This window comes from Octadecabacter sp. R77987 (assembly GCF_042466115.1).
Classification (GTDB): domain Bacteria; phylum Pseudomonadota; class Alphaproteobacteria; order Rhodobacterales; family Rhodobacteraceae; genus SW4.
The window spans coordinates 3017140-3040055 of the sequence record NZ_JAXHBQ010000001.1 but is presented as its reverse complement, the minus strand read 5'-3'; the positions used below and the strand labels follow the sequence as shown (position 1 = coordinate 3040055).

27 protein-coding genes are annotated in these 22916 nt (G+C 58.9%); 15 read left to right on the top strand and 12 right to left on the bottom strand.

What is annotated here, in order from left to right; genetic code table 11:
* Positions 1-24: 24 nt before the first annotated feature.
* Positions 25-978, top strand: coding sequence for a DMT family transporter (locus SJY21_RS15415; protein WP_377512743.1), 954 nt, complete (start codon positions 25-27; stop codon positions 976-978).
* Here the strand turns inward: SJY21_RS15415 and SJY21_RS15410 are convergent.
* From SJY21_RS15410 to SJY21_RS15380, 7 genes are all read right to left on the bottom strand, one after another.
* The gene (locus SJY21_RS15410; RefSeq protein ID WP_377512740.1) at positions 947-1336 is read right to left on the bottom strand and encodes a hypothetical protein; all 390 of its coding nucleotides are present in this window, start codon (positions 1334-1336) and stop codon (positions 947-949) included. The two genes, SJY21_RS15415 and SJY21_RS15410, sit on opposite strands and share 32 nt — an antisense overlap.
* 24 nt (positions 1337-1360) lie before the next feature.
* Positions 1361-1720, bottom strand: a complete 360-nt coding sequence (locus tag SJY21_RS15405) for a hypothetical protein (protein ID WP_377512738.1) — start codon at positions 1718-1720, stop codon at positions 1361-1363.
* The gene (locus SJY21_RS15400) at positions 1717-2631 is read right to left on the bottom strand and encodes an RHS repeat-associated core domain-containing protein (protein WP_377512734.1); all 915 of its coding nucleotides are present in this window, start codon (positions 2629-2631) and stop codon (positions 1717-1719) included. The genes SJY21_RS15405 and SJY21_RS15400 overlap by 4 nt, the downstream gene beginning before the upstream one ends.
* A gap of 168 nt (positions 2632-2799) precedes the next feature.
* Entirely contained in the window at positions 2800-3165 is a 366-nt protein-coding gene (locus tag SJY21_RS15395; RefSeq protein ID WP_377512731.1) for a hypothetical protein, read from the bottom strand.
* Positions 3166-3170: 5 nt separating this feature from the next.
* Complete coding sequence (locus tag SJY21_RS15390) at positions 3171-4385, bottom strand: RHS repeat-associated core domain-containing protein (RefSeq protein WP_377512728.1); 1215 nt, start codon at positions 4383-4385, stop codon at positions 3171-3173.
* Between the two features lie 47 nt (positions 4386-4432).
* Complete coding sequence (locus SJY21_RS15385) at positions 4433-4918, bottom strand: hypothetical protein (RefSeq protein ID WP_377512725.1); 486 nt, start codon at positions 4916-4918, stop codon at positions 4433-4435.
* Positions 4919-4920: 2 nt separating this feature from the next.
* On the bottom strand, positions 4921-5934 hold the full coding sequence (locus SJY21_RS15380; RefSeq protein ID WP_377512721.1) for an RHS repeat-associated core domain-containing protein: 1014 nt from the start codon (positions 5932-5934) through the stop codon (positions 4921-4923).
* A 58-nt stretch (positions 5935-5992) separates the two neighbouring features.
* Here SJY21_RS15380 and SJY21_RS15375 point away from each other — a divergent pair, with 58 nt between their 5' ends.
* Positions 5993-6901 (top strand): DMT family transporter, encoded by a 909-nt coding sequence (locus tag SJY21_RS15375; protein WP_377512717.1) that lies wholly within the window; start codon positions 5993-5995, stop codon positions 6899-6901.
* Here SJY21_RS15375 and SJY21_RS15370 read toward each other — a convergent pair.
* Complete coding sequence (locus SJY21_RS15370) at positions 6846-7508, bottom strand: thiamine diphosphokinase (RefSeq protein ID WP_377512714.1); 663 nt, start codon at positions 7506-7508, stop codon at positions 6846-6848. The genes SJY21_RS15375 and SJY21_RS15370 overlap by 56 nt on opposite strands.
* 537 nt (positions 7509-8045) lie before the next feature.
* Between SJY21_RS15370 and SJY21_RS15365 the strand changes: the two genes are divergently transcribed.
* A complete protein-coding gene (locus tag SJY21_RS15365) occupies positions 8046-9668 on the top strand; it encodes a hypothetical protein (protein WP_377512711.1) in 1623 nt (540 codons plus the stop codon).
* An 84-nt stretch (positions 9669-9752) separates the two neighbouring features.
* On the opposite strand, the gene SJY21_RS15360 is transcribed toward SJY21_RS15365, so the two are convergent.
* The 4 genes from SJY21_RS15360 to SJY21_RS15345 form a co-directional block, all read right to left on the bottom strand.
* The gene (locus tag SJY21_RS15360; RefSeq protein ID WP_377512707.1) at positions 9753-10172 is read right to left on the bottom strand and encodes a cupin domain-containing protein; all 420 of its coding nucleotides are present in this window, start codon (positions 10170-10172) and stop codon (positions 9753-9755) included.
* 104 nt (positions 10173-10276) lie between these two features.
* The gene (locus tag SJY21_RS15355) at positions 10277-11212 is read right to left on the bottom strand and encodes a DMT family transporter (protein ID WP_377512704.1); all 936 of its coding nucleotides are present in this window, start codon (positions 11210-11212) and stop codon (positions 10277-10279) included.
* The gene (locus SJY21_RS15350; RefSeq protein WP_377512701.1) at positions 11209-11451 is read right to left on the bottom strand and encodes a DUF2842 domain-containing protein; all 243 of its coding nucleotides are present in this window, start codon (positions 11449-11451) and stop codon (positions 11209-11211) included. Before SJY21_RS15350 ends, SJY21_RS15355 begins: the two co-directional genes overlap by 4 nt.
* On the bottom strand, positions 11451-12743 hold the full coding sequence (locus SJY21_RS15345; RefSeq protein WP_377512698.1) for an adenylosuccinate synthase: 1293 nt from the start codon (positions 12741-12743) through the stop codon (positions 11451-11453). Before SJY21_RS15345 ends, SJY21_RS15350 begins: the two co-directional genes overlap by 1 nt.
* 138 nt (positions 12744-12881) lie before the next feature.
* On the opposite strand from SJY21_RS15345, the gene SJY21_RS15340 reads away from it, so the two are divergent.
* The 12 genes from SJY21_RS15340 to SJY21_RS15285 all read left to right on the top strand — a co-directional run bounded on the left by SJY21_RS15340 (position 12882) and on the right by SJY21_RS15285 (position 22915).
* On the top strand, positions 12882-13277 hold the full coding sequence (locus tag SJY21_RS15340) for a DUF6524 family protein (protein ID WP_377512695.1): 396 nt from the start codon (positions 12882-12884) through the stop codon (positions 13275-13277).
* Between the two features lie 69 nt (positions 13278-13346).
* Positions 13347-13703, top strand: a complete 357-nt coding sequence (gene secG / locus SJY21_RS15335; protein ID WP_377512692.1) for a preprotein translocase subunit SecG — start codon at positions 13347-13349, stop codon at positions 13701-13703.
* A gap of 183 nt (positions 13704-13886) precedes the next feature.
* On the top strand, positions 13887-15530 hold the full coding sequence (locus SJY21_RS15330; RefSeq protein WP_377512689.1) for a CTP synthase: 1644 nt from the start codon (positions 13887-13889) through the stop codon (positions 15528-15530).
* Between the two features lie 11 nt (positions 15531-15541).
* Positions 15542-15985 (top strand): TerB family tellurite resistance protein, encoded by a 444-nt coding sequence (locus tag SJY21_RS15325; RefSeq protein WP_377512686.1) that lies wholly within the window; start codon positions 15542-15544, stop codon positions 15983-15985.
* Positions 15982-16746 (top strand): phosphate/phosphite/phosphonate ABC transporter substrate-binding protein, encoded by a 765-nt coding sequence (locus SJY21_RS15320; RefSeq protein WP_377512683.1) that lies wholly within the window; start codon positions 15982-15984, stop codon positions 16744-16746. The genes SJY21_RS15325 and SJY21_RS15320 overlap by 4 nt, the downstream gene beginning before the upstream one ends.
* A gap of 79 nt (positions 16747-16825) precedes the next feature.
* The gene (locus SJY21_RS15315; RefSeq protein WP_377512680.1) at positions 16826-17602 is read left to right on the top strand and encodes an ABC transporter ATP-binding protein; all 777 of its coding nucleotides are present in this window, start codon (positions 16826-16828) and stop codon (positions 17600-17602) included.
* Complete coding sequence (locus SJY21_RS15310; protein WP_377512677.1) at positions 17599-18312, top strand: substrate-binding periplasmic protein; 714 nt, start codon at positions 17599-17601, stop codon at positions 18310-18312. Before SJY21_RS15315 ends, SJY21_RS15310 begins: the two co-directional genes overlap by 4 nt.
* A gap of 33 nt (positions 18313-18345) precedes the next feature.
* The gene (locus SJY21_RS15305) at positions 18346-19068 is read left to right on the top strand and encodes a transporter substrate-binding domain-containing protein (protein WP_377512674.1); all 723 of its coding nucleotides are present in this window, start codon (positions 18346-18348) and stop codon (positions 19066-19068) included.
* Between the two features lie 60 nt (positions 19069-19128).
* On the top strand, positions 19129-20013 hold the full coding sequence (locus tag SJY21_RS15300) for an ABC transporter permease (protein ID WP_377513264.1): 885 nt from the start codon (positions 19129-19131) through the stop codon (positions 20011-20013).
* Positions 20010-20816 (top strand): ABC transporter permease, encoded by an 807-nt coding sequence (locus tag SJY21_RS15295; protein WP_377512671.1) that lies wholly within the window; start codon positions 20010-20012, stop codon positions 20814-20816. Before SJY21_RS15300 ends, SJY21_RS15295 begins: the two co-directional genes overlap by 4 nt.
* Before the next feature lie 60 nt (positions 20817-20876).
* Positions 20877-21560, top strand: coding sequence for a type 1 glutamine amidotransferase (locus tag SJY21_RS15290; protein WP_377512668.1), 684 nt, complete (start codon positions 20877-20879; stop codon positions 21558-21560).
* Positions 21557-22915, top strand: coding sequence for a glutamine synthetase family protein (locus SJY21_RS15285; protein WP_377512666.1), 1359 nt, complete (start codon positions 21557-21559; stop codon positions 22913-22915). Before SJY21_RS15290 ends, SJY21_RS15285 begins: the two co-directional genes overlap by 4 nt.
* Position 22916 lies beyond the last annotated feature (1 nt).

The following is a 22916-nucleotide window of genomic DNA, read 5'->3' as shown; positions in this document are numbered from 1 at the left end:
GTTGCGCACCCTTAAGCCCGCCGCATGACTGTCGCAATCGCCCCCACCGCTGACGCGGATCGCATCCTGCCCGGTATCGTTTTGATGCTGGGGTTCTGCGTGTTCGCGCCGATGCTGGATGTAGCGGCCAAACTGGCTGCCGCGACCCTTCCCGTGGGGCAGATCACCACCGCGCGCTTTGTCGTGCAGGCGGTGTTGATGCTGCCGATTTGTCTGGCGATGGGCCTTGGCTTGCAGCTGCGCCGCGGGTTGTGGGGGATCGTCACGGCACGAGCATTACTACTGATCCTGTCGACATATCTGTTCATCGGCGCGCTTGCCGTCATGCCCTTGGCCGATGCGCTGGCGATTGTCTTTGTCGAGCCGTTTATCATCCTGATCTTTGCCAGACTGGTCTTTGGTGACGAGGTTGGCCCGCGCCGGATTGGTGCCGCCGCCGTGGGCTTTGCTGGCGTTCTGCTGGTGATCCAGCCCAGCTTTGTCGCGTTTGGCGCGGTCGCCCTGTTGCCGCTGGGCACCGCGTTCAGCTTTGCCGCCTATATGCTGGTCACACGCGGGTTGTCGCGGCGGATGCACCCGGTGGCGATGCAGTTTCACACGGCGCTGGTTGCCAGCCTGATCTGCATTCCGGTGATTTGGTTGGCGGACGGGCGCGGCTGGGCCACGCTTGATCCAGTGATGCCCCAGGGGGTTGTCTGGCTGTGGCTGGCCGGTGTCGGGTTCTTTGCGGCGCTGTCCCACTTGATGATGACCTATGCGCTGAAATTTGCGCCCTCCGCCACCCTCGCCCCGCTGCATTATCTGGAAATCGTCATGGCGGCGCTACTGGGTTATCTGGTGTTTGACGACTTCCCCGATACCCTGACCCTGACCGGCATCGCTGTGATCGTCGGATCGGGCCTCTATGTGATCCACCGCGAACGGGTAAACGCGCGCAAGCCACTGGTCACACAAAGCCCGCCCGCAGCGGCGATCTGAAGGCCGCACGTATTGCGCCTGCCGCGCTTTGGCCCCGGCGCTGTCGGTGATCATCTTGAGCCGAGCCAAGCTGGTCGTGATGCAGGTGGCTGACGACCCCCTCCACCAGCCGCACATCGGGGTGGGGCGTGGCAACGGTGACCGCACCGGTGGTGCCAAAATCACGGACCTCCAGCGGGCCAAGGTAAAGGGTTTCCGCCTCGGATGCCGTGCCAACATCGCCGATCATCTTGAGCCGCGTGCCGGTGGCAGCGTAGACGTATTCAGTCAACACCCCGTTCCAGAGCACCGACAGCGGACGGTTTTCACCGTCATAGGTCATCACCTTGCCATGCAGACCGGTGAGAAAAACTGGCAAGGATGGTGTTTAAACATAGGTCGCTTAAGATGTTGGAGAACCGCCTTCTTTGGCAGCCAAACTCAAAGCGACTGAAAGTTTCCTTTTCTTGAGTTTACCAGATTCTTCTCGGTAACCATCAAGGCTTGAATACTTAATAATAGCCGATTTCGCTTGGTATGGTTGCAAGCCAGTTTCCACCCAAACAATTTTCTCACCATCAATCAATAAGCAAAAAATCTGGCTATCTTGCTCAGGAAAATAGTCAATAAGAAATAACAACTTGGAATCGGGGAATTTTTTTTGAATGACACTTTCGATTTCTGAATAATAACTACTAGCCGCAAACATTTGGCGACTTTCTAATAGCTCTCGAATTAGTTCTCTATTTCTGCAACTGTTCATCGCATCAATCCGGGGTGAGTTGTGATCAGGTTTCCATAACGGTTCGTCATAACTGTAATTGAAGACGTTGGCCTAAATCCATTAAATTTGTCCATCCCAATTACTCTCCCTACATTCACTTCTCTAACATAGATTGTCCCAGCTCCAAAACTTTCGGCTGTTCTTGCGATGGGAGCATGTATGACACGCTCACTCTGAAGAAGAGTCCTCAGTTCGGCTTGCCCGATCGAAAACTGACTGGCATTCTTGCTTGGGTCGAAGTGTCTTTCAGTGACATGCCGCCAAGCGCCACGTTCCAAGTTTATTCTAGTGGCCACGCGACCCGGGACTGCAGGAGATCCTATGGGTAGACTCGGTTGCACCCGAACTGCTCGGGGGCCGCCTCCTAAGCCTGGCCGCGGCAACACGTAAACAGCCATTTCCAATGCGCTACCGATATCATGTCGAACACGTTCGCCACGCGACATTTCGGTTCTGTCCAGATACTCGCCCATAGACGTGAAGTCGCGCTCATCGGAGCCAAGCATGTCAAACAGTTGATCAACTGCACGGTCAGAGTTTCGTATTCGTTCGGCGCTTCGTTGCAAACCTTCGGCTGCTCGATAGTTAGCTTCTCGTGACTCCTCTTCAGACATAAACCAATCAAAAAGCGCATTCCCCCCCGGATCCAACAAATTCACCGGATCGTTCCCGGAATACGCATACCGGTTCGTCCCAACTCCAACCTCCGTCACCTCAAACCAATCGGGTTGCAGGAACAGGCCCAGCTCGGGGTCGTAGTAGCGGGCGTTGAGGTATTGCAGGCCTGCGTCCGCATCGAAGCGTTCACCGATGTAACCGCGCGCGTCGGCGGGCACGGCGGGGTCGTAGGTTTGCGCAAGGACGACCGCCCCGAACGGCGCGTATTGCATCTGCCGCGCCTTGGGCCCCGCGCTGTCGGTGATTATCACAACCGAGCCAAGCCGGTCGCGGTGCAGGTGGCTGACAACGCCGTCAACTAGCCGCGCTCCGGTGGCGGCGTCGGCGTACGTTGTTAGAAAGCTGTCTAACCCCCATGAGTTGGGGGAAGGCGAGGGGAATTAATTGTCGATTGCCAAGCACTCAAAACGATCGGTGATCTTCTCTTTTAGACGATCTAGCGTTTGAGGGTTATGAGCTGAAATTTGCAACAAATGGTATCCATCTTGCCCAAATGTATCATTAACCTGTTGATTTTCTATCCATATTTCACAATCGGGAACCCCGATTATTCGTATGCTACACCTTTCGCAAAAGTCTGTTAGATGAATCTCAAAATCGCCGTTGTCCTCCCAAAAATCCTTCACACAAAGGCCCAGAGATTTTGCAACGGCTTTGATATCTTTCGGTGAACTTAACCACTCTTCAACCGGTAAGCCGGTTAGTTCATCAAAAGCGTCGATAGCGTAGGTCGCTTCACTCTTCATTCTTGCTAGTCCGTCCCCAAAAAGGACGGCCTCCAATTGTAAGCTTGGGATGCGTCTCTAAAAATAGCGAAATTCACAACTGTGCTATTTGCCGCCCTTTGTGCATTGCGGTATACGCTACCTAGTCCAAGAGTTTGCATTTGTTGTTCATTGATCCTAACGACTCTCTCCACTCCGCCGGAGTTTCTAATAAAAGCTCCGGGCAACGTCACCGCTCGAGCATAGAGATTGGGGCTGGCTATTGCTACATCATAGTCACTGGCGCTTGGCCCGCGTGATGACAGGGATGGCCCCGATTGGCTCGGAAGTCTAAAAAGTTCTCCAGTAGTGTAGCGAGTTCCCGTAACAGCACTGCCTTGCAAGAAGGCGATGGCATCTCTTTGGCCAGAGATTCTCAATCCCTGATTTACACCTCTTAACATGGGGGAAACCGTTGCGTCCTGATGGCTTCCCAATGGAGATTCCCGTCCATTGATGGCCTCAAATGATTGCCGTTGAGCCCATTGTTCGCTACGAAGATCGCGTCTTAGCCCATTGATTATCCGCCGCTGCGCCCTTGGGCTAATTTGCTCGGCTGGGGGCCTCATCGCACTGTAATTTGGGTTAATAAGTTGGACCTGCCCTGTGAGATTTCGAATGATCTGGTTGTTAAGCTGCCAACTCGGAAGGTGCGAATAGTTCGGTACTGCAGATCCGCCTCGACTTTGGTTCCCACCTGGATCACGCAAATTCACCGGATCGCCGCCCGCGTAGGCATACCGGTTCGTCCCGACGCCCGCGTCTGTCACCTCGAACCAGTCCGGTTGCAGGAACAGGCCCAGTTCGGGGTCGTAGTAGCGCGCGTTGAGGTATTGCAGCCCTGCGTCCGCATCGAAGCGTTCGCCGATGAAACCGCGTGCCTCGGGGGCCACGGCGGGGTCGAAGGTTTGCGCAAGGACGACCGCCCCGAACGGCGCATATTGCGTCTGGCGCGCCTTGGCCCCGGCGCTGTCGGTGATCATCACAACCGAGCCGAGCTGGTCGCGGTGCAGGTGGCTGGCGACCCCCTCCACCAGCCGCACATCGGGGTGGGGCGTGGCGACATGGGTGGCGCTGGTGGTGCCAAAATCACGGACCTCCAGCGGACCGAGATACAGCGTTTCAGCCTCTCCCGGCGTGCCAACCTCGGTCACCATTTTGAGCCGCGCGCCAGTGGCGGCGTAGACATATTCGGTCAGCACGCCGTTCCACAGCACCGACAGAGGACGGTTTTCACCGTTATAGGTTACTAGTGCCGTTTGGAATTGGTTTTATAGATAAGGTTCTTTGGCTTTCTGGATGGGTCAATCAAGAGTTTTTCAAAGTATTCGGGATCAAACATTTTGTCCCAAGGCAACAGGCCGAGACAGGCGTCTAAAAACTGAATGACCAGTCCAGATCCTCGCACTTTTGTCCCAACAAAACCCTCCGCTTTACGCGTTTCAAGATCGAACTCTTCAATAAACGGCAGTACATTCTGGTGCCCAACAACACGCCAACCGCCTGAATCTAATAGGTCTCTCGTTGCAAAGCCGACAGAAATGATATCGTTTTCGTCCAAGGTCGGCTTGCCGACCTTGGGGTCCCAAGCTTTTAGTGAGTAGGCACATATCGCGCTATTTAATGCACTTACCTCTGCACCGAGCACTTGCCCCAAGCGCAAAAGCCCATCGCGCGTCTCAATAACAAATAGATCGCCAGCTCCCCATGACTGTTTTTTGATTTTCCGAGCCATGTCTATTGCTCCCAAAAGTAAGGTAGATTCTCTAAACCTCCGTTACCAACATAACGGTTCGGATTCATCTGATGACGCATGTTTCCTAGTAGACCGCCGCGAGCTTCAAGGCCACCTAGCCGACGGATAAAAGTTTCTTCTAAGACGTCCAAGGCAACACCTGGTTCCGCAGAGCCTAAGATATCGTAATCATGCTGCACTCCCAATGCTCTGTTATGCTCTCCCTGTCGAACTACATAGCGTTGCTCCGAGATGCATTGTCCGACATAGCACTGACCTGTTTCAGGGTTTATTCTGCGGTAAACCACGCCCGAAGGTTGCTCAGTTGTTGGTGGAGTCGCCGTTGCCTTTGGCGTATTAGGCCTAGGTTGAGTTGCTCTCGCCCCCACGAAAACAAGGCCAAACTCCGCTGCGCCCAAGCCCGTGTTAAGGGCTGCATCGTGGTACCTACCGTCCACGGCTGCATCTATCGCGTCCCCCCAAGCCGCGTTTGCTGGCACCACCGTGTCTGCGACGATATCGACCGAGTTTACAAATGCGCCCCGCTGGGATGCACCCTCTGGTGCAAAGCGTTCGAAACCTCGGCCAATGGAATTAACGAACCTATCAAACCAAGTCGGGTTCTCAGCATTGTTGCCATTCGGGTCCAACTTGTTCACCGGATCGTTGAGGCTATAAGCATACCGGTTCGTCCCGACCCCAGCCTCGGTCACCTCGAACCAGTCCGGTTGCAGGAACAGCCCCAGTTCGGGGTCGTAGTAGCGGGCGTTAAGGTATTGCAGGCCGGCGTCCGCATCAAAACGTTCGCCGATGAAACCGCGTGCCTCGGGGGCGACGGCGGGGACGTAGGTTTGCGCAAAGACGACGGCCCCGAACGGCGCATATTGCGCCTGCTGCGCCCTGGCCCCCGCGCTGTCGGTGATCATCACAACCGAGCCGAGCTGGTCGTGGTGCAGGTGGCTGGCTACCCCCTCCACCAGCCGCACATCGGGGTGGGGCGAGGCGCGTTCATCCAACGGTTTGTCGTGCTCCTCCCATATTGCCCTGCCTGCGTCCTCTCGCTAGCTTGCCCGAATGACCGCTGACCGCCCCTTTCTTGGCATCCTGTTGATGCTTGGCTTTTGCATCCTTGCGCCATTGGGGGATTCATTGGCCAAGGTGTTGGGCGATACCGTGTCGCTGGGGCAGTTGATCCTGACGCGGTTCGGGGTGCAGGCGCTGGTTCTTTTGCCGCTGGTCATGATCATGGGCGCCACCCTGCGCACGACCCGCCGGATCGCCGCACTCACGGCCCTGCGCACGGTGCTGCATATCGTCGGAATCGGGGCGATGTTCACGTCATTGCGGTATTTGCCGCTGGCGGATGCGGTGGCGATTGCCTTTGTGATGCCGTTCATCATGCTGCTGCTGGGCAAATACGTGCTGGGCGAGGAAATTGGCCCGCACCGGCTGATCGCCTGTATGGTCGGGTTTGGCGGCACCTTGCTGGTGGTCCAGCCGAACTTTGCCGAAGTTGGCGCGCCGGCCCTGTTGCCGCTGCTGGTTGCTGTGGTGTTTGCGCTGTTCATGCTCGTGACGCGCCAGATTGCCAAATCCGTTGATCCCATCGCCCTGCAAGCCACCAGCGGGGTGATGGCGCTGGTAATCCTCGTGCCCCTGATGGCGCTGTTTGCGCAGGTTCCAGCGTTGACACTTGCGATGCCCGCGGGGGGCGACTGGGTGCTGTTGGGGTTGCTGGGTGTGCTGGGAACCATGGCGCATCTGCTCATGACATGGAGCCTGCGCTTTGCCCCCTCGGCCACGCTTGCGCCGATGCAATATCTGGAAATTCCGATTGCGACGGTGATCGGCTGGCTGATCTTTCGCGACTTGCCCAACGGGCTGGCGGCGCTCGGGATTGCCGTCACGATCGCGGCGGGGCTTTACGTTATCCTGCGCGAACAGCGGTTATCGCGGCTGCCAGCGCCCCCTGCGGCAGAGTGATCAACACCGGCCCCATCGCGTGAATGGTGACCTGCGGCGCGCTGGTTTCGTTTGAAATACTGACGGCGCAGGCGGGATGCAGGGCGGCGTCCGTGACCTCCCAGCGCAGGCCATTTGTATCAACCCGCGCGTCCGACAGGGGCATCAACGACAAACGGGTCGCCACGGGCAAATCTAGGGTGATCTTGCTGTGCGGCACCAGAAAACTGATGTCATCCGGCCCGATCAGGATCACCGGGCGGTCGCGGTAACGCGCAAGGTTGTTGAGGGTTGAAAGCGTGTGATCAAGCCGCCCGCCGGTAAACCCGACGGCCAGGATCACGGGCGCGGTGATTCGGGTGAGGCATTTCTCGAAATCGGTGGTGTCTTGTTCCGCAACATCGTGCAGCACCTTGGCAAACGCCGCTTTGGCCTTATTTGACAGGCTATCAAGGTCGCCAATCACCGCAACGGGCGGCGGCACATGCCCCACAAGTGCATTCGCGCCACCGTCCGCAGCCACCAACCATGGCGCATGTTTTAACGCCAAAGTAAGATCATCCGCGCTAAACACGCCTCCACCGACCAGCGTGACTGGTTCCGATTTGTGAACAACAGGGGACGTCATGCAGGATTAACCGCCATTCGGGAAACATTCCTTAGTTTGGTCACGAAATAATACCCCTATTAACGCGGTCTTGTTCCGGATTGCGAACCAATTGATGGTAAACAGATTGTCGCTGGGATTGGGAGAAAGCGAGCACACAATGGTTGAATCAAGCAAGATTCTTACCGTTTCTTACGGCACTTTCTCGTGCACGTTGGAGGGATTTGACGATTCCTTCTCCACGATGAAAGCGATTGCGGAGTATTTCCGCGATCTGGCAAGTGAAGACCGGTATTTCGGGGCGGAGCCCCCAACACCCGACGCCGAGATGTTGGCGCGGATTGCCCAGCGCGAAATTTCGCGCCCGGTTCAGGCCCGAAGCGACGAAAGCGGCATCGTGCTGCGCGCCGCCGAAGCGCTGGCCGCGCCCGTGGCATCCCCTGCCCAATCGGCAGCAACGGATCATGACACATCAGACACCGATGCGCCTGCGACGGCAGATGCAGCCGGGAACGCCCCCAGCCCGAGGCCGAGGCGGATCAGCATGATCCTGCCTCAGTGCTCGCGGCTGACGGTTCGGAGGCGGCAATTTCAACGCCCGACACGGATGACGTGGCCGAAGACGCAGACGAACAGGCGCAACCCGCCCCCGCCCTGCGTCACACGCCGCCAAGCCATCCTGACGCCGATAGCGTTGCCGCCAAACTACAGCGCATCCGCGCCGTAGTTGGATCGGGTAACAGCGACGGCGAAACGGCGGACTATGCCGAGGACCTGCACGCGCCAAATGTGGCTGACGTTGATCCCATCGCTGCGTTTGACGCAGATGACATGGAAGATGCGCAAGCCACGGACATGACCGGCGATCTGGATGATGCGGTAGAAACAGCCGACGAAACACCGGCCGGGTCTGACGACGACACCCTTGCCGCCATCATTGCGCAGTCCGGTTCTGACAGCGACGACGATGCGGACACATCCGACGATGTGGCGCCCGCCGAAGCAGACGGCGACGATCTTGTGGCCCGTTTCATGGATGGTGACACGGATGATCAACCCGCGCACGAAAGTGCCGAGGATGATCAACCCGCCGCGGACCCCGCCCAAGACGATCAGGGCGATGCCGACACCGCTGAAGATCATCCGGACGCGGCTGACGACGCCCCGATCCAGCCCCGCGTGATGCGTATGAAGCGCGCGGCGTTTGATGCGGCGGTGCAGGCAGGTGCGCTTGAAGAAGACGTTGACGATGCCGCAGACGATGGCAACGACATGGCCGATTTCGACGAAGACTATGACGACGAGATCGAAGACGACATCGCCATCGCCGCCTCGCTTGCGGACCTTGACGGTGCCGATGATGTCGATATCGCCGATGTGGATGACGACCCGCTGTCAGCCGAGGAAGAAGCCGCGCTGATGGAAGAACTGGCCGAAGTCGAACGCGAAACCGGCCCCCAGGTCGCAGAGCAACGCGGCGAACGCCGTGGTCGCGCGATCCTGTCGGAAACGGTTGACGAGGACGAGGCCGCAATGTCGCGGATCATGGATCAGGCAGACGCCGAACTGGCCGAACCTGAAAGCAACCGCCGCCGTCAGGCCATTTCGCAGCTCAAGGCTGCCGTGGCCGCGACCGAAGCCGCCCGTGCCTTGGGCGAGGACAAGACCGACGATGGCGAAGCTGAAAACGCGTTCCGCGAAGACCTGCAACAGGTCGTGCGCCCGCGCCGTGCAACACGCGGCGAAGCGCAAACCGAACGGCCCCGTCCGGCACCGCTGAAACTGGTCGCCTCGCAGCGTGTCGACGCGCCCAAGCCCGCCAGCGATGGTCCGGTGACGCCGGTGCGTCCGCGCCGTGTGGCCACAGCCGTGGCAACAGCCCCTTCTGATGCAGATTCATTTGCCGAATTTGCGGAAAACATGGGAGCAACTGCGCTGCCTGACCTGCTGGAAGCCGCCGCAGCCTACACCGCCTTCGTGGAAGGGGCCGAGGAATTCTCGCGCCCGCAGATCATGAAGAAAGTGCGCGCACTGGACCCCGAGGAATTCAACCGTGAAGACGGCTTGCGTTCTTTCGGAACCCTGCTGCGCGAAGGGCGGATCAACAAGATCAGCAATGGCCGGTTCCAGGTGTCCGACCAGACGCGCTTTCACCCTGAACGGCGCAGCGCCGCCGGGTAATCGCAGCGTACCAAAAATTTGAAAAGGCGGGGATAATCTCCCCGCCTTTTTGTCGTTTATCCCCGTGCGGGGTGGCATGTGCGTTCAGTGCTCGTTTGGGTCGTTCTTGGCATCTTCTTGCGTCGCATGAACCGTTCCATGCAGATGATCGGGCGGGCCATAGATCGCATAAAGCTTGATCGGTTCATCGCCGGTATTGGTGATGTTGTGCCACATTCCGGCAGGCACAAAGACAGCGAAATCAGCACTCACCTCGCGTTCGAAATTCAGATCGGTTTCGCTTGGGCCCATCTGCACGCGGCCCTTACCCTGCTCAAGGCGCAGGAATTGATCATGTGTTTCATGCACTTCCATGCCGATATCGCCCCCCACCGAAATCGACATCAGCGTCAGCTGGATATTCTTGCCCGTCCAGCGGGTTGTGCGGAAATTCGGGTTTTCAAGCGTGTCCTTCTCGATATCCACGACATAAGGGTTCGCGCCGTAGTCAGTTGTATCGGTCATGCTTTGTCCTTTCATATTTCGTGTTCGGTTACGCTTTAGCTATGAAGCATCCGTGTGCATTCAACCGGTCGCAGCTGTGACAGATTGGCAGCGTGTGCCCGCGTTCAACGGGGGACGTTGGTAGAGCGTTTCACCTGCTGACCGCGCCGCAAAATGAACAGGCCCGATAGGACGATCAGGCACGACCCCGCGATCATTGCGCCGCTCAGCGTTTCGCCAAACAGTGCCACACCCAATCCGATCCCGAACAGGATGCGCGTATATCGAAACGGCGTCACAGCCGAAACTTCGCCAGTGCGCATGGCTTTCATCAGACAGGAATAGGCCACGACGCCTGCGACAATCGTCCCGAGAAGGGCAAGGCACACGGGCGCGCTCGGCCATACGATCGGGGCCATTTGCCAAAGTGAATACAGCATTCCCGCGACCACGATGGACAAGAACCCATAAAGCCCGAGGAGTGTGGTGCTAAGTGCGCGCGGGGCTGCGCGGCTGGCAAGGTCACGCCCTGCAAAACCGATCATTCCGATCACCGCCAAAAGTGACAGCGCCGAAAAACTCTCGGTTCCCGGTTGGATAATCACGATCACGCCTGCCAAGCCGGTGAAAATGGCCAACCAGCGCCGCCAGCCGACCCTTTCGCCAAAGATCAGGGCGGCCCCTGTCACCACGACAATCGGCGTTGCCTGCAAAATGACGGTGACAGCCGACAGTGGAATCGCGGCAATTGCCAAAACATAAAACAAGCGGCCCGTGATTTCGAAAACTGCGCGAATGCGCATCGGGCGGGATACAACGTTTGCGTTGAACAAAGGCTCTTTGTGAACCAGCGCTACCCCCGCAAAGACCAGCGCCCCGCCAAGCCCGAAAATGATCAGGATTTGCCCGACAGGGATTGATTTGGCGGCGACTTTGATAAAGGCGTCCTCGGCAGCGAACAGCGCCATCGCGGCAATCATCCAAAGGCTGCCGTGCAAATTAGCCCTGCGCAACGTGGCGGCGTCTAAGTCAGGGTCGGCCTGCACGCCCTTGCGGCTCATGCGTCCGGGTCGTTCTGCCCGATCCCTTTGAACACAAACTTCAGCGGGAACACCCAAAGCACACCCAGCCCGATGTAGATGCCCAGTTCCGCCCAGATTGGTACACGCGCCGTCGGGTCGGGGTAAAGCCAGTTGATGATGCTGACGCAAATCACGATGTAGGCTGGCAGCCCGATCAAAAGGATCGCCAGCGCCCAGCGCTTTCTGGCTTTGTGCGACAGTCTACTATTTTGGGCCATCAGTCGGCAAACGGATCGGTGACAAGGATCGTGTCCTCGCGCTCGGGCGAGGTGGACACCAGTGCCGCGGGGCAATCAATCAGTTCTTCGATCCGCTTGACGTATTTGATCGCATTGGCAGGCAGGTCGGCCCAGCTGCGGGCACCTTCGGTGCTTTCCGACCAGCCCGGCATTTCTTCGTAAATCGGCTTGCAACGGGCCTGCTGATCCGCAGCCGTGGGCAGATAATCAAGCTGTTTTCCATCCAGATCATAGCCCACGCAGATTTTCAGTGTCTCGAACCCGTCGAGCACGTCAAGTTTGGTGAGGCAAATGCCAGTGATCCCCGATGTAGCGCAGGTCTGGCGCAGCAGGGCTGCATCAAACCAGCCGCAGCGGCGCTTGCGCCCCGTGGTCGTGCCAAATTCGTGGCCGCGTTCACCCAGCCGCTGGCCATCGGCATCGTCCAGTTCCGTCGGGAACGGGCCTTCGCCAACGCGGGTCGTATAGGCTTTGACGATCCCAAGAACGTAATCAATCGCCGTGGGGCCAAGGCCGACACCGGTGGCGGCCTGCCCGGCAATCACATTGGACGAGGTCACAAACGGATAGGTGCCAAAATCAATATCCAGCAACGCGCCCTGCGCCCCCTCGAACAGGATGCGTTTGCCGGCTTTGCGTTTTTCAGCCAGCACTTTCCAGACAGGGGCGGCAAAGGGTAGGATTTTCGGGGCGATCTCGCGCAGTTTTGCGATCAGGGCATCGCCGTCAATCTCGGTCAGACCCAGCCCCTTGCGCAAGGCATTGTGATGCACAAGCGCGCGTTCAACCCGCAAAACCAGCGTCGCATCATCCGCCAGATCGGCCACACGGATCACGCGGCGCCCGACTTTGTCTTCATAGGCGGGGCCGATCCCGCGCCCTGTGGTGCCGATCTTGGCAACCGAATTCTGGTTTTCGCGTGCGCGGTCCAATTCCCCGTGAAACGGCAGGATCAGCGGCGTATTTTCAGCGATCATCAGGTTTTCGGGCGAAATTTCAACGCCTTGACTGCGGATCGTGTCGATCTCGTCGAGCAGGTGCCAAGGGTCAAGCACAACACCGTTGCCAATCACCGACAGTTTGCCGCCGCGCACCACACCGGATGGCAGCGCGTGCAGCTTATAAACCTTGCCATCAATCACCAGCGTGTGGCCCGCATTATGCCCGCCCTGAAAGCGCGCGATCACATCGGCGCGTTCGGACAGCCAGTCCACGATCTTGCCTTTGCCCTCATCGCCCCATTGTGCGCCGACAACCACCACATTCGCCATGTTCAACGATTCCTATCCGGTCAAACCCGCGTCCGTATATCGCCGCGCGCGCGGGTGCGAAACCGCAAACTGCGCGCCGCGACTGGACAGCGCAGCGATGCTTGGCCAAATTGGGCAAAACGCGCGAAAGGAAACGGAATGGGATTTGTGATGCGGTGGCTGTTTGCCTTTGTTCTTCTGGCCGCAAGCTATAATCCGACCCAGTGGAATTTCGTGCGCTGGGCCAGTGCAAACTACCAGACGCAGCTGTCGGTCACGGTGCTGTTCGCGCTGGTGCTGTTGGTCGGCTACATCATTTACTTGCGCGCGACCCTGCGCAGTATCGGGGCATTCGGAATGTTTCTGGTGCTGGCGATGGTCGCGGCGCTGCTGTGGGTCGCCTATGACATGGGCTGGATGTCGTTTGAAAACCCGACCGCGAACACATGGATCGGCCTGACCGCCATGTCGCTGGTCCTTGGCGTGGGCCTGTCGTGGAGCCACGTGCGCCGCCGCCTGTCAGGTCAGGCCGACATGGATGACGTGGATGAGTGATCTTGGGGGTTGCGGGATGCGTCGTTCGCTTCTAGATACCACCCGTTCCAATCCAGTAAGGCCGCACCCATGGAAAATGTCGTTCTTGTCGTTCATCTGATCCTCGCGTTGACGCTGATCGGCGTGGTGCTGTTGCAGCGCTCCGAAGGTGGCGGGCTTGGCATTGGTGGCGGTGGCGGCGGCGCAATGACGGGCCGGTCGGCCGCGACAGCCATGGGCAAGGTTACATGGATCCTTGCGATTGCGTTCATCTGCACATCGGTCGCGTTGACGATTATCGCCGCGCGCGATTCCGCTGGCGGGTCGGTCGTGGACGGTGGTGAACCCGCCGCAATCGAAGAAACGGCGCCCGAAGGGCTGGTGCCGGGTGCTGACCTCTTGCCGCCTTCCGATCCGGGTCAGCCCTTGGTGCCTGACGCCAACTAAGTGTTCGTTTGACCACAAGGGGTTGGCATGGCGCGGGCTTTGCCAACATGATCTTGGGTCGCTGGTTGCGTTACACAGCGATTTGCGGATATAATTAAATCCCGTGATGATGCGATTCTGAAGGGTCGCTTTTCCAAATAATTTGCCCGATTTGCGGGCGCACTTCACGGGGGCTTGCGGCCAATGGCGCGATTCATTTTTATCACTGGTGGCGTTGTATCCTCGCTTGGCAAGGGGCTGGCTTCGGCCGCTTTGGGCTCGCTGTTGCAGGCGCGCGGTTTTTCGGTGCGCCTGCGCAAGCTTGATCCCTATCTGAACGTCGATCCGGGCACGATGTCGCCCTTTGAACATGGTGAAGTGTTCGTGACAGACGATGGCGCGGAAACCGATCTGGACCTTGGCCACTATGAACGTTTCACCGGCGTGGCCGCGCGCAATACGGATTCCATTTCGTCTGGGCGTGTCTATTCCACCGTGCTGGAAAAGGAACGGCGCGGCGATTATCTGGGCAAAACCATTCAGGTGATCCCGCATGTGACCGACGAAATCAAAGATTTCATCAGCATCGGCGAGGACGAGGTTGATTTCATGCTGTGTGAAATCGGCGGCACCGTCGGCGATATCGAGGCCCTGCCCTTTTTCGAGGCGATCCGCCAGTTTTCCCAGGACAAACCACGCGGCCAGTGCATTTTCATGCACCTGACGTTGCTGCCCTATCTGGCCGCCAGCGGCGAGTTGAAAACCAAACCGACCCAGCACAGCGTCAAGGAATTGCGCTCCATCGGCATCGCGCCCGATGTTCTGGTCTGCCGGTCCGAACACCCCATCCCCGACAAGGAACGCGCCAAGATCGGGCTGTTTTGCAACGTGCGCACCGATGCGGTGATCGCCGCCTATGATCTGAAATCCATCTATGAAGCCCCGCTCGCCTATCACGAACAGGGCCTGGATCAGGCGGTACTGGATGCCTTCAACATCAGCCCCGCGCCCAAACCTGACCTGAGCGTCTGGGAGGATGTCGCCGACCGCATTCACAACACCGATGGTGAGGTGAACATCGCCATCGTCGGCAAGTATGTGCAGCTTGAGGATGCCTATAAATCCATCAAAGAGGCGCTGACCCACGGCGGCATGGCCAATCGCGTCAAGGTGAACGTGAAATGGGTGGACGCCGAAACATTCGACAGCGCGGATGCCGCCCCAGCCCTTGCCGGATTGCACGCGATCCTTGTGCCCGGCGGGTTTGGAGAACGCGGCACCGAGGGCAAGATCAAGGCGGCACAATTCGCCCGCGAAAAGAAGATCCCCTATCTGGGCATTTGTCTGGGGATGCAATTGGCTGTGATCGAAGCTGCGCGAAATGTCGCTGGGATAACCACCGCAGGGTCCGAGGAATTTGACCACGAAGCGGGTAAAAAGCGTTTTGAACCCGTGGTTTACCACCTGAAAGAATGGGTGCAGGGCAACCATACCGTGCGCCGCAAAGCGGGCGACGACAAGGGCGGCACCATGCGTCTGGGCGCCTATGATGCGACCCTGAAAGACGGGTCCAAGGTGGCCGACGTCTATGGCGGCACCGCGATCGAGGAACGCCACCGTCACCGTTATGAAGTTGATACGAAATACCGCGAACCGCTGGAAAAATGCGGCCTTACATTTTCCGGCATGTCCCCCGATGGCCGCCTGCCTGAAATCGTGGAATGGCAGGACCATCCCTGGTTCATCGGCGTGCAATTCCACCCCGAACTGAAATCCAAACCCTTTGCGCCGCACCCGCTGTTTGCCGATTTTGTGCGCGCGGCAGTTGAAACCTCGCGACTGGTATAGGAAGGTCACGCATGTTCGCAGATTTCTTCAAACGCCTGACCGGCCCCGCGGAAACCCCCGTTGACGATGCGGATGCCCGCCTTGCGATCGGGGCCATGCTGGTGCGTATCGCCAAGGCCGATGGTGCCTATCGCGCCGAGGAAATCGCCCGGATCGACCGGATTTTGGCAAAACGCTATGAACTGGACGTGGTTGCTGCGGCCAAGCTGCGTGCGCAGTGCGAACACATCGAACATGACGCGCCCGACACCGTGCGCTTTACCCGCGTCATCAAGGATGTGGTGCCCTACGAGGACCGCGCCGCGGTGATTTCCGCCTTTTGGGAAATCGTGCTGGCCGATGGGGTGCGCCGCCCCGAAGAAGACAGCCTGTTGCGCATGGTCGCCCCGATGCTGGGCGTGACCGATCAGGAAAGTGGCGCGTTACGCCAAGAGGTCGAGGCGCGCCGCGCGTGATCGCAAGCCTGCCGATGTATGCGCGCCCTGAAAACCGCGCAGCACATGATGCGTTTTGGGGCTTGGTGCGCGATCATCTGCGCGATCACGGCCATCGCGCGCCCGATGCCCTTGATCATGACATCTGCCATATCGCCAGTTGGCAGCGCCCCGATCTGACCCTCGGGATGATCTGCAACCTGCCCTACCGCGCGCAGTTTCGCGGCCGCGTGACGCTGCTCGGTGCCGCGGACTACGGGTTGGGCGGGGTCGCAAGCGGTTACTATCACAGCGTTTTTCTGGTGCGCGCCGATGATCCGGCGCAAACCCCTGACGCTGCGCGTGCCTACCGCTTTGCCTATAATGATCCCCTGTCGCAATCGGGTTGGGGCGCGCCACAGCTTTGGGCGCAGGCGCGCGGGTTTACCTTTGCCCCCCACCGCGAAACCGGGGCGCATCTGGCCAGTGCGCGCGCCGTTCTGGCCGGTGACGCCGATCTGGCGGCGCTTGACGGCGTGACCTGGCGCAACCTGCAGCGCTGGGAGCCGCAGATGGCGGGCCTGCGCGTCGTTGGCCATACCGACCCATCGCCTGCCCTGACATTTATCACCGCGCGCGCCAACGATCCGGCGCCCGTTTTTGCAGCCATTCAAGCCGCGATAGACGCCCTGCCTCAACCGCACGGCGATGTGCTTGGGCTGCGCGACATCGTCCAATTGCATGAATCGGCCTACGATCTGCCGCTTCCGCCCCCTGTCGCTGACGATTTGCCGTTAACGTAGGGTCACAGACCAGCGAGTCGTTGCAATCAGATTGAAAATGCGCCCTAATCCCACGTCAAACAGGGATGTCTGCCGACCCATGACCGAAAATACCCCCGTGATCGAAATTCGCGATCTACACAAATCTTACGGCGCGCTTGAAGTGCTCAAGGGTGTGGATATTTCCGCCCCTGCGGGCCATGTCGTCAGCCTGATCGGGTCATCCGGTTCGGGCAAATCGACGTTGCTGCGCTGTGCCAACCTGCTTGAGGACAGCCAGCAGGGCGATGTGATCTTTTGTGGCGAGCCTGTCCACTGGAAGGGTCACGGCCTTGGCCGCCACCCCGGTGATCGTGCGCAGATGATCCGTATCCGCACGAACCTGTCGATGGTGTTCCAGCAGTTTAACCTGTGGGCGCATATGACGATCCTTGAAAACGTGATGGAAGCGCCGGTCACTGTCCTGAAACGTGACCCTGCCGAAGTGGAAAAGGCCGCGCGCGGCTATCTCGACAAGGTGGGGATCGGCGACAAATGCGATGCCTATCCGGCGATGCTGTCGGGCGGGCAGCAACAGCGCGCCGCGATTGCGCGTGCGCTATGCATGGAGCCAAAGGCGCTGTTGTTCGATGAACCGACCAGCGCGCTGGACCCCGAACTGGAGCAGGAAGTCATCAAGGTGATCAAGGACCTGGCCGCCGAAGGGCGCACCATGATCATCGTGACACACGATATGCGTCTGGCAGCGGATGTCAGCGACCACGTGGTGTTTCTGCACATGGGCAAGATCGAAGAAGAAGGCCCGCCAGACGCTGTTTTCGGCAACCCGCAAACCGAACGCCTGCAGGGGTTCCTGTCGGCAGGAAGTGCTGCATGATCCGCGCGCTTGCCCTGATATTGCTGGCCACACCGGCCGCCGCCGACCCTTTGCGCATCGGCACCGAGGCGGGGTTTGCCCCCTACATCATGTCGGATTCGTCGGGCAATCTGATGGGGTTCGACAAGGATATGGGCGATGAGATTTGCGCCCGTCTGAACACCGAATGCGAATGGGTTTCCGTGCAATGGGACGGGATCATCGACGGGCTGATCGACGGCGATTACGACATGATCATCGGCGGCATGGCCGCCAGTGCGTCACGTGCCGAACGGGTCGATTTTTCCCAAGGCTATCTGGGGGGAACCGGCGATTCCTCGGCGCTTGTCGGGCTGACCCGCGATATTGACCCGTCCACCGCGCGGATCGCCGTGCAGTCTGCGACGGTCTACGCGGAACACCTGACGGAATCGGGCTATGACGTCATGTTGGTCAACACCGGACAGGCCGCGCTTGATGCGGTGCGCAGCGGCGCAGTCGCGCTTGCCTGCGGCAGCCCCGCCTATATGGAACGCATGTTGCTGACCACCTATCCCGACCTGCGCATCGTCAGCACCATCGACGTGCCGGTCGATCCAACGGCAATCGCCTTTCGCCCCGACGACGATGCCCTGCGCGCAAGGGTCGATCTGATCCTGACGGGCATGCTGAGCGACGGCACAATCAACGACATCGCAGCGGTCTGGTTTCCAGCCCGCGACGACACCTGAACCACCAATCAGTTCATCAACGGGAGATTGAAAATGAAAAAACTGATCCTTTCCACCGCCGCGCTTGCCTTTACGGCTGGCATGGCATTTGCCGAAAGCCACAGCGTTGTGCGCATGGGCACCGAAGGCGCCTACCCTCCGTGGAACTTCCTCAATGATGCCGGCGAAGTTGACGGCTTCGAGCGCGAGCTGGGTGACGAGCTGTGCGCGCGCGCCGAACTGACCTGCGAGTGGGTCACGAACGAGTGGGACAGCATTATCCCCAACCTGGTTTCGGGCAACTACAACGTGATCATCGCCGGTATGTCGATCACCGATGAACGCGACGAAGTGATTGATTTCACGCAGGAATACACGCCACCAGATCCGACATCCTATCTGGCGCTGTCGGCTGACGTGGACCCTGCCAGCGGCGTTGTCGCCGCCCAGACCGGCACCATTCAGGCGGGCTATATCGCCGAACAGGGCTGGACGCTGGTTGAATTCGCAACACCCGAAGAAACCATCGCGGCCGTGCGCAACGGCGAAGCTGATGCGGTCTTTGCCGACAAATCGTTCCTTGTGGGCGCGATGGAAGGCTCGGCCGATCTGGTGATGCTGGAACAGGAAGTCATGATCGGCGGCGGCGTCGGCATGGGTATCCGCGAAAGCGACACCGAACTGCGCGACAAGTTCGATGCGGCGATCACTTCCATGAAGGAAGACGGTTCGTTGAACGAACTGATCACCAAATGGGAAGTGGCCAGCACATTCTAAGCTGACAACCGGCGGGGGCGGCCAGCGCTGCCCCTGCCACACCAAGGAACGGGTATCCCCATTTTCGAATCTTGCGCCGATCCCAGCCAGTTAAGTGGTCTTGCGTGGCTTTCCTGCTACCTGACCACAGGCAAACACCTGGCCTTTTATGCGTCCTTTGGGACGGTGTTGCTGTTGTTGGCGATCACCGCCCCGACAGCACTTGCCTTTGGGTTCATGGGCGCATCTGCCGCCCGTAGCCGGATCGCGCCCCTGCGCTGGATCGGCAAGACCTATACAGCGGTGGTGCGCGGCGTGCCCGACATCGCGTTCTTTCTGTTTTTCGTCATCGCGCTGGACCAGATGTTTGAATACGTCCGCCACCGCGTGAAATGCCCAGACTGGCCCGATGCCATTCGTCAGGGCAATGATTTCATCGTCTGCCAAGAGGCAAAACTGCCGCTGGGCACCAGCGCGCAATGGGTCCATGAAACCTATGGCTTTTTCCTTGCGGTGCTGACCTTCGCCATCGTGTTCGGGGCCTTTGCCGCCAACGTTTTGTTCGGGGCTATGCGCGCCGTGCCACGCGGGCAGATGGAAACCGGCGAGGCCTATGGCATGTCGCACCGCCAGACGTTCTGGCGCATCCTTGTGCCGCAGATGTGGGTCTATGCCCTGCCCGGCCTTAGCAACCTCTGGATGGTGCTGATCAAGGCGACACCGCTGCTGTTCCTGCTGGGCGTCGAGGACATCGTCTATTGGGCCCGCGAACTGGGCGGAACCAAGACACCGCAGTTTACCAATTACCCCCATGGCGATTGGCGCATCTGGTATTTCGCCGCCCTTCTGGTGTTCTACCTGCTGTTCACCAAACTGTCCGAGGTCGTGCTCGAACGGCTGATGGTTCGGCTAACCCATGGGCAGGCCACAACCGGCGGCGAAGCCCAGCGAAAGGGCATCGCATGAGCTGCGTTCAGACCATCATGGACTACGGCTTGCGCGCGATCGGCATCGGTGAACGCCTGTTGCCGCGCTCTGATTTCACGCTCTGCCAGCAGTTCACGCTGATCGGCTCGGGGATGATCTGGAACATCTATTTCGGCATTTTCGCCCTGTTGTTCGGGTTCTTTCTGGCCACAGTCGTCGCCCTTGGCAAAGGCTCGCGCCATGTCTGGCTGCGCAAGCCCTCGGAATGGTTCATCTTTATCTTTCGCGGCTCGCCGCTGTTTATCCAGTTCTTCTTTGCCTACTTTCTGTTCCTCTCGCTCAAAAGCGTGAACCCGATGTTTGATGCTTTCACCTCGGCGTGGCTGGGGGCGCTGATCGTGTTATTCCTGAACACCGCCGCCTACACGGGCGAGATTTTCTATGGCGCGCTGCGGTCCATCCCCAAGGGCGATGTGGAGGCGGCAGATGCCTATGGGTTGTCGGGCTGGGCGCGGTTTCGCCGGGTGATTTGGCCAACAATGCTACGCCTGGCTTGGCCCGCCTACACGAACGAAGCGATTTTTCTGTTCCACGCCACCACGCTTGTCTATTTCACCGGCTTTCCGGCGTGGCAGCAACGCGGGGACGCGCTGTATTACGCCAACTATTTTGCCGACAAGACGTTCAACCCCTTTGTGCCCTACCCGATTCTGGCGGGGTATTTCATCTTGCTGTCGCTGGCGATCATCGGCTGTTTCGGCCTTGTGAACCGCTATCTGAACCGCCATTTACCATCTGATCGGCGGGCCAAACTGAAAATCCGGCCACAGATCATCCGCTAGCGGGGCTTGATTTGATCAAATTCTCGGACTAGCGTCAGCGCAGTCAAACTCTGGTGCATCATGAAAATCGGTATTCTGCAAACAGGCCACTCACCGGACGAGTTGCGCCCGACCCTTGGCGACTATGGTTCGCTGTTTGAAAAGCTGCTGGCGGGGCATGGCTTTGACTTTGAAATCTACAGTGTCGTGGACATGGAATTTCCGTCTGCCATGACCGATGCCGATGGCTGGCTGATCACGGGCAGCAAGCACGGCGCCTACGAAGATCACCCCTTCATTCCACCGCTGGAAACCCTGATCCGCGAGATTTACGCCAATGGCATGCCCATGGTTGGCGTCTGTTTCGGCCACCAGATCATCGCGCAGGCGTTGGGGGGGCGGGTCGAAAAGTTCGACAAAGGCTGGGCCGTGGGACGCCAGACCTATGACTGGGGCGGTGACACGGTTGCGCTGAACGCCTGGCATCAGGATCAAGTCACGGCCCTGCCCGAAGGGGCAACGCCCGTGGCCGCCAACCCCTTTTGCGCCAACGCCGCCGTCACCTATGGCAACCGCGCCTTTACTGTGCAGGCCCATCCGGAATTTGGCGCATCCTTCATCGACGGTTTGATCAAAACCCGCGGCAAGGGCGTGGTGCCCGACCCGTTGCTGACTGCGGCGTCATCGACGCTGGATCAACCGGTGGACAATCAATTGCTGGCCGACAAGATCGCCCGCTTTTTCAAAACAAGAGACGTGTCATGAAAGACTGGATCAAAAAGATACCTGCGGCAACGCAGACCTACCTTGAAAACAACCGCCTGGACGAGGTCGAATGCGTGATCGCCGATCTGCCCGGCATCGCACGCGGCAAGGCCGTGCCGGCCGCCAAATGGGAAAAGCAGGCGCATTTCCACCTGCCCAATTCAATCTTTTTCCAAACCATCACCGGTGATTGGGGCGAAGCCGCAGGCCCGGAAGGGTTCGTTGAACCCGATATGAACCTGCGCCCCGACCTGTCCACCGCCACCGCCGCGCCTTGGGCCGAGGATGGCACCTTGCAGGTGATCCATGACGCATTTGATCAAAAGGGCAAGCCCGTCGAGTTTGCCCCGCGCAATGTGCTCAAACGGGTTGTCGACCTTTACAACAAACAGGGCTGGACGCCTGTGGTTGCGCCGGAAATGGAGTTCTTTCTGGTCGCGCGCAATATTGATCCGGCCAAACCGATTGCACCGATGATGGGCCGCACGGGGCGTCCGGCAGCTGGGCGTCAGGCTTATTCCATGAGCGCGGTCGATGACTACGGCCCCGTGATCGACGACATTTATGAATACGCCGAAATTCAGGGCTTTGAAATTGACGGCATCACCCAGGAAGGCGGCGCTGGCCAGCTTGAGATCAACCTGCTGCACGGCGATCCGGTGAAACTGGCCGATGAAGTGTTCTATTTCAAACGCCTGATCCGCGAAGCGGCGCTGAAACACGACTGTTTCGCCACCTTCATGGCCAAACCGATCGAGGGCGAGCCAGGCAGTGCCATGCACATCCACCATTCGGTCGTGGACACGGAAACCGGCAAGAACATCTTTACCGGCCCACAGGGCGGGGAAACCGACGCGTTCTTCAACTTTATCGGCGGTTTGCAGGAACATATGCCCGCCGCCATCGCCGTGATCGCGCCCTATGTGAACAGCTACCGGCGCTATGTGCGCGACCATGCGGCGCCCATCAACCTTGAATGGGGCCGTGATAACCGCACAACGGGCATCCGTATTCCTGTGTCATCACCCGAAGCGCGGCGCATTGAAAACCGGCTCGCCGGGATGGATTGCAACCCCTACCTTTGCATCGCCGCCTCGCTGGCCTGCGGGTATCTGGGTCTGATGAACGAAACCCGCCCCGATAAACGGTTCCGCGGGGATGCTTATGACGCCGAAGACGACATCCCGCAAAGCCTGTTCGAAGCCCTTGATCTGTTTGACGAAGCCACTGAATTGCACAGCGTTCTGGGGCCGGAATTTGCCCGCGTCTATTCGATCGTGAAACGGGCCGAATATACCGAATTCCTGCAAGTGATCAGCCCTTGGGAGCGCGAGCATTTGTTGCTAAACGTCTAGG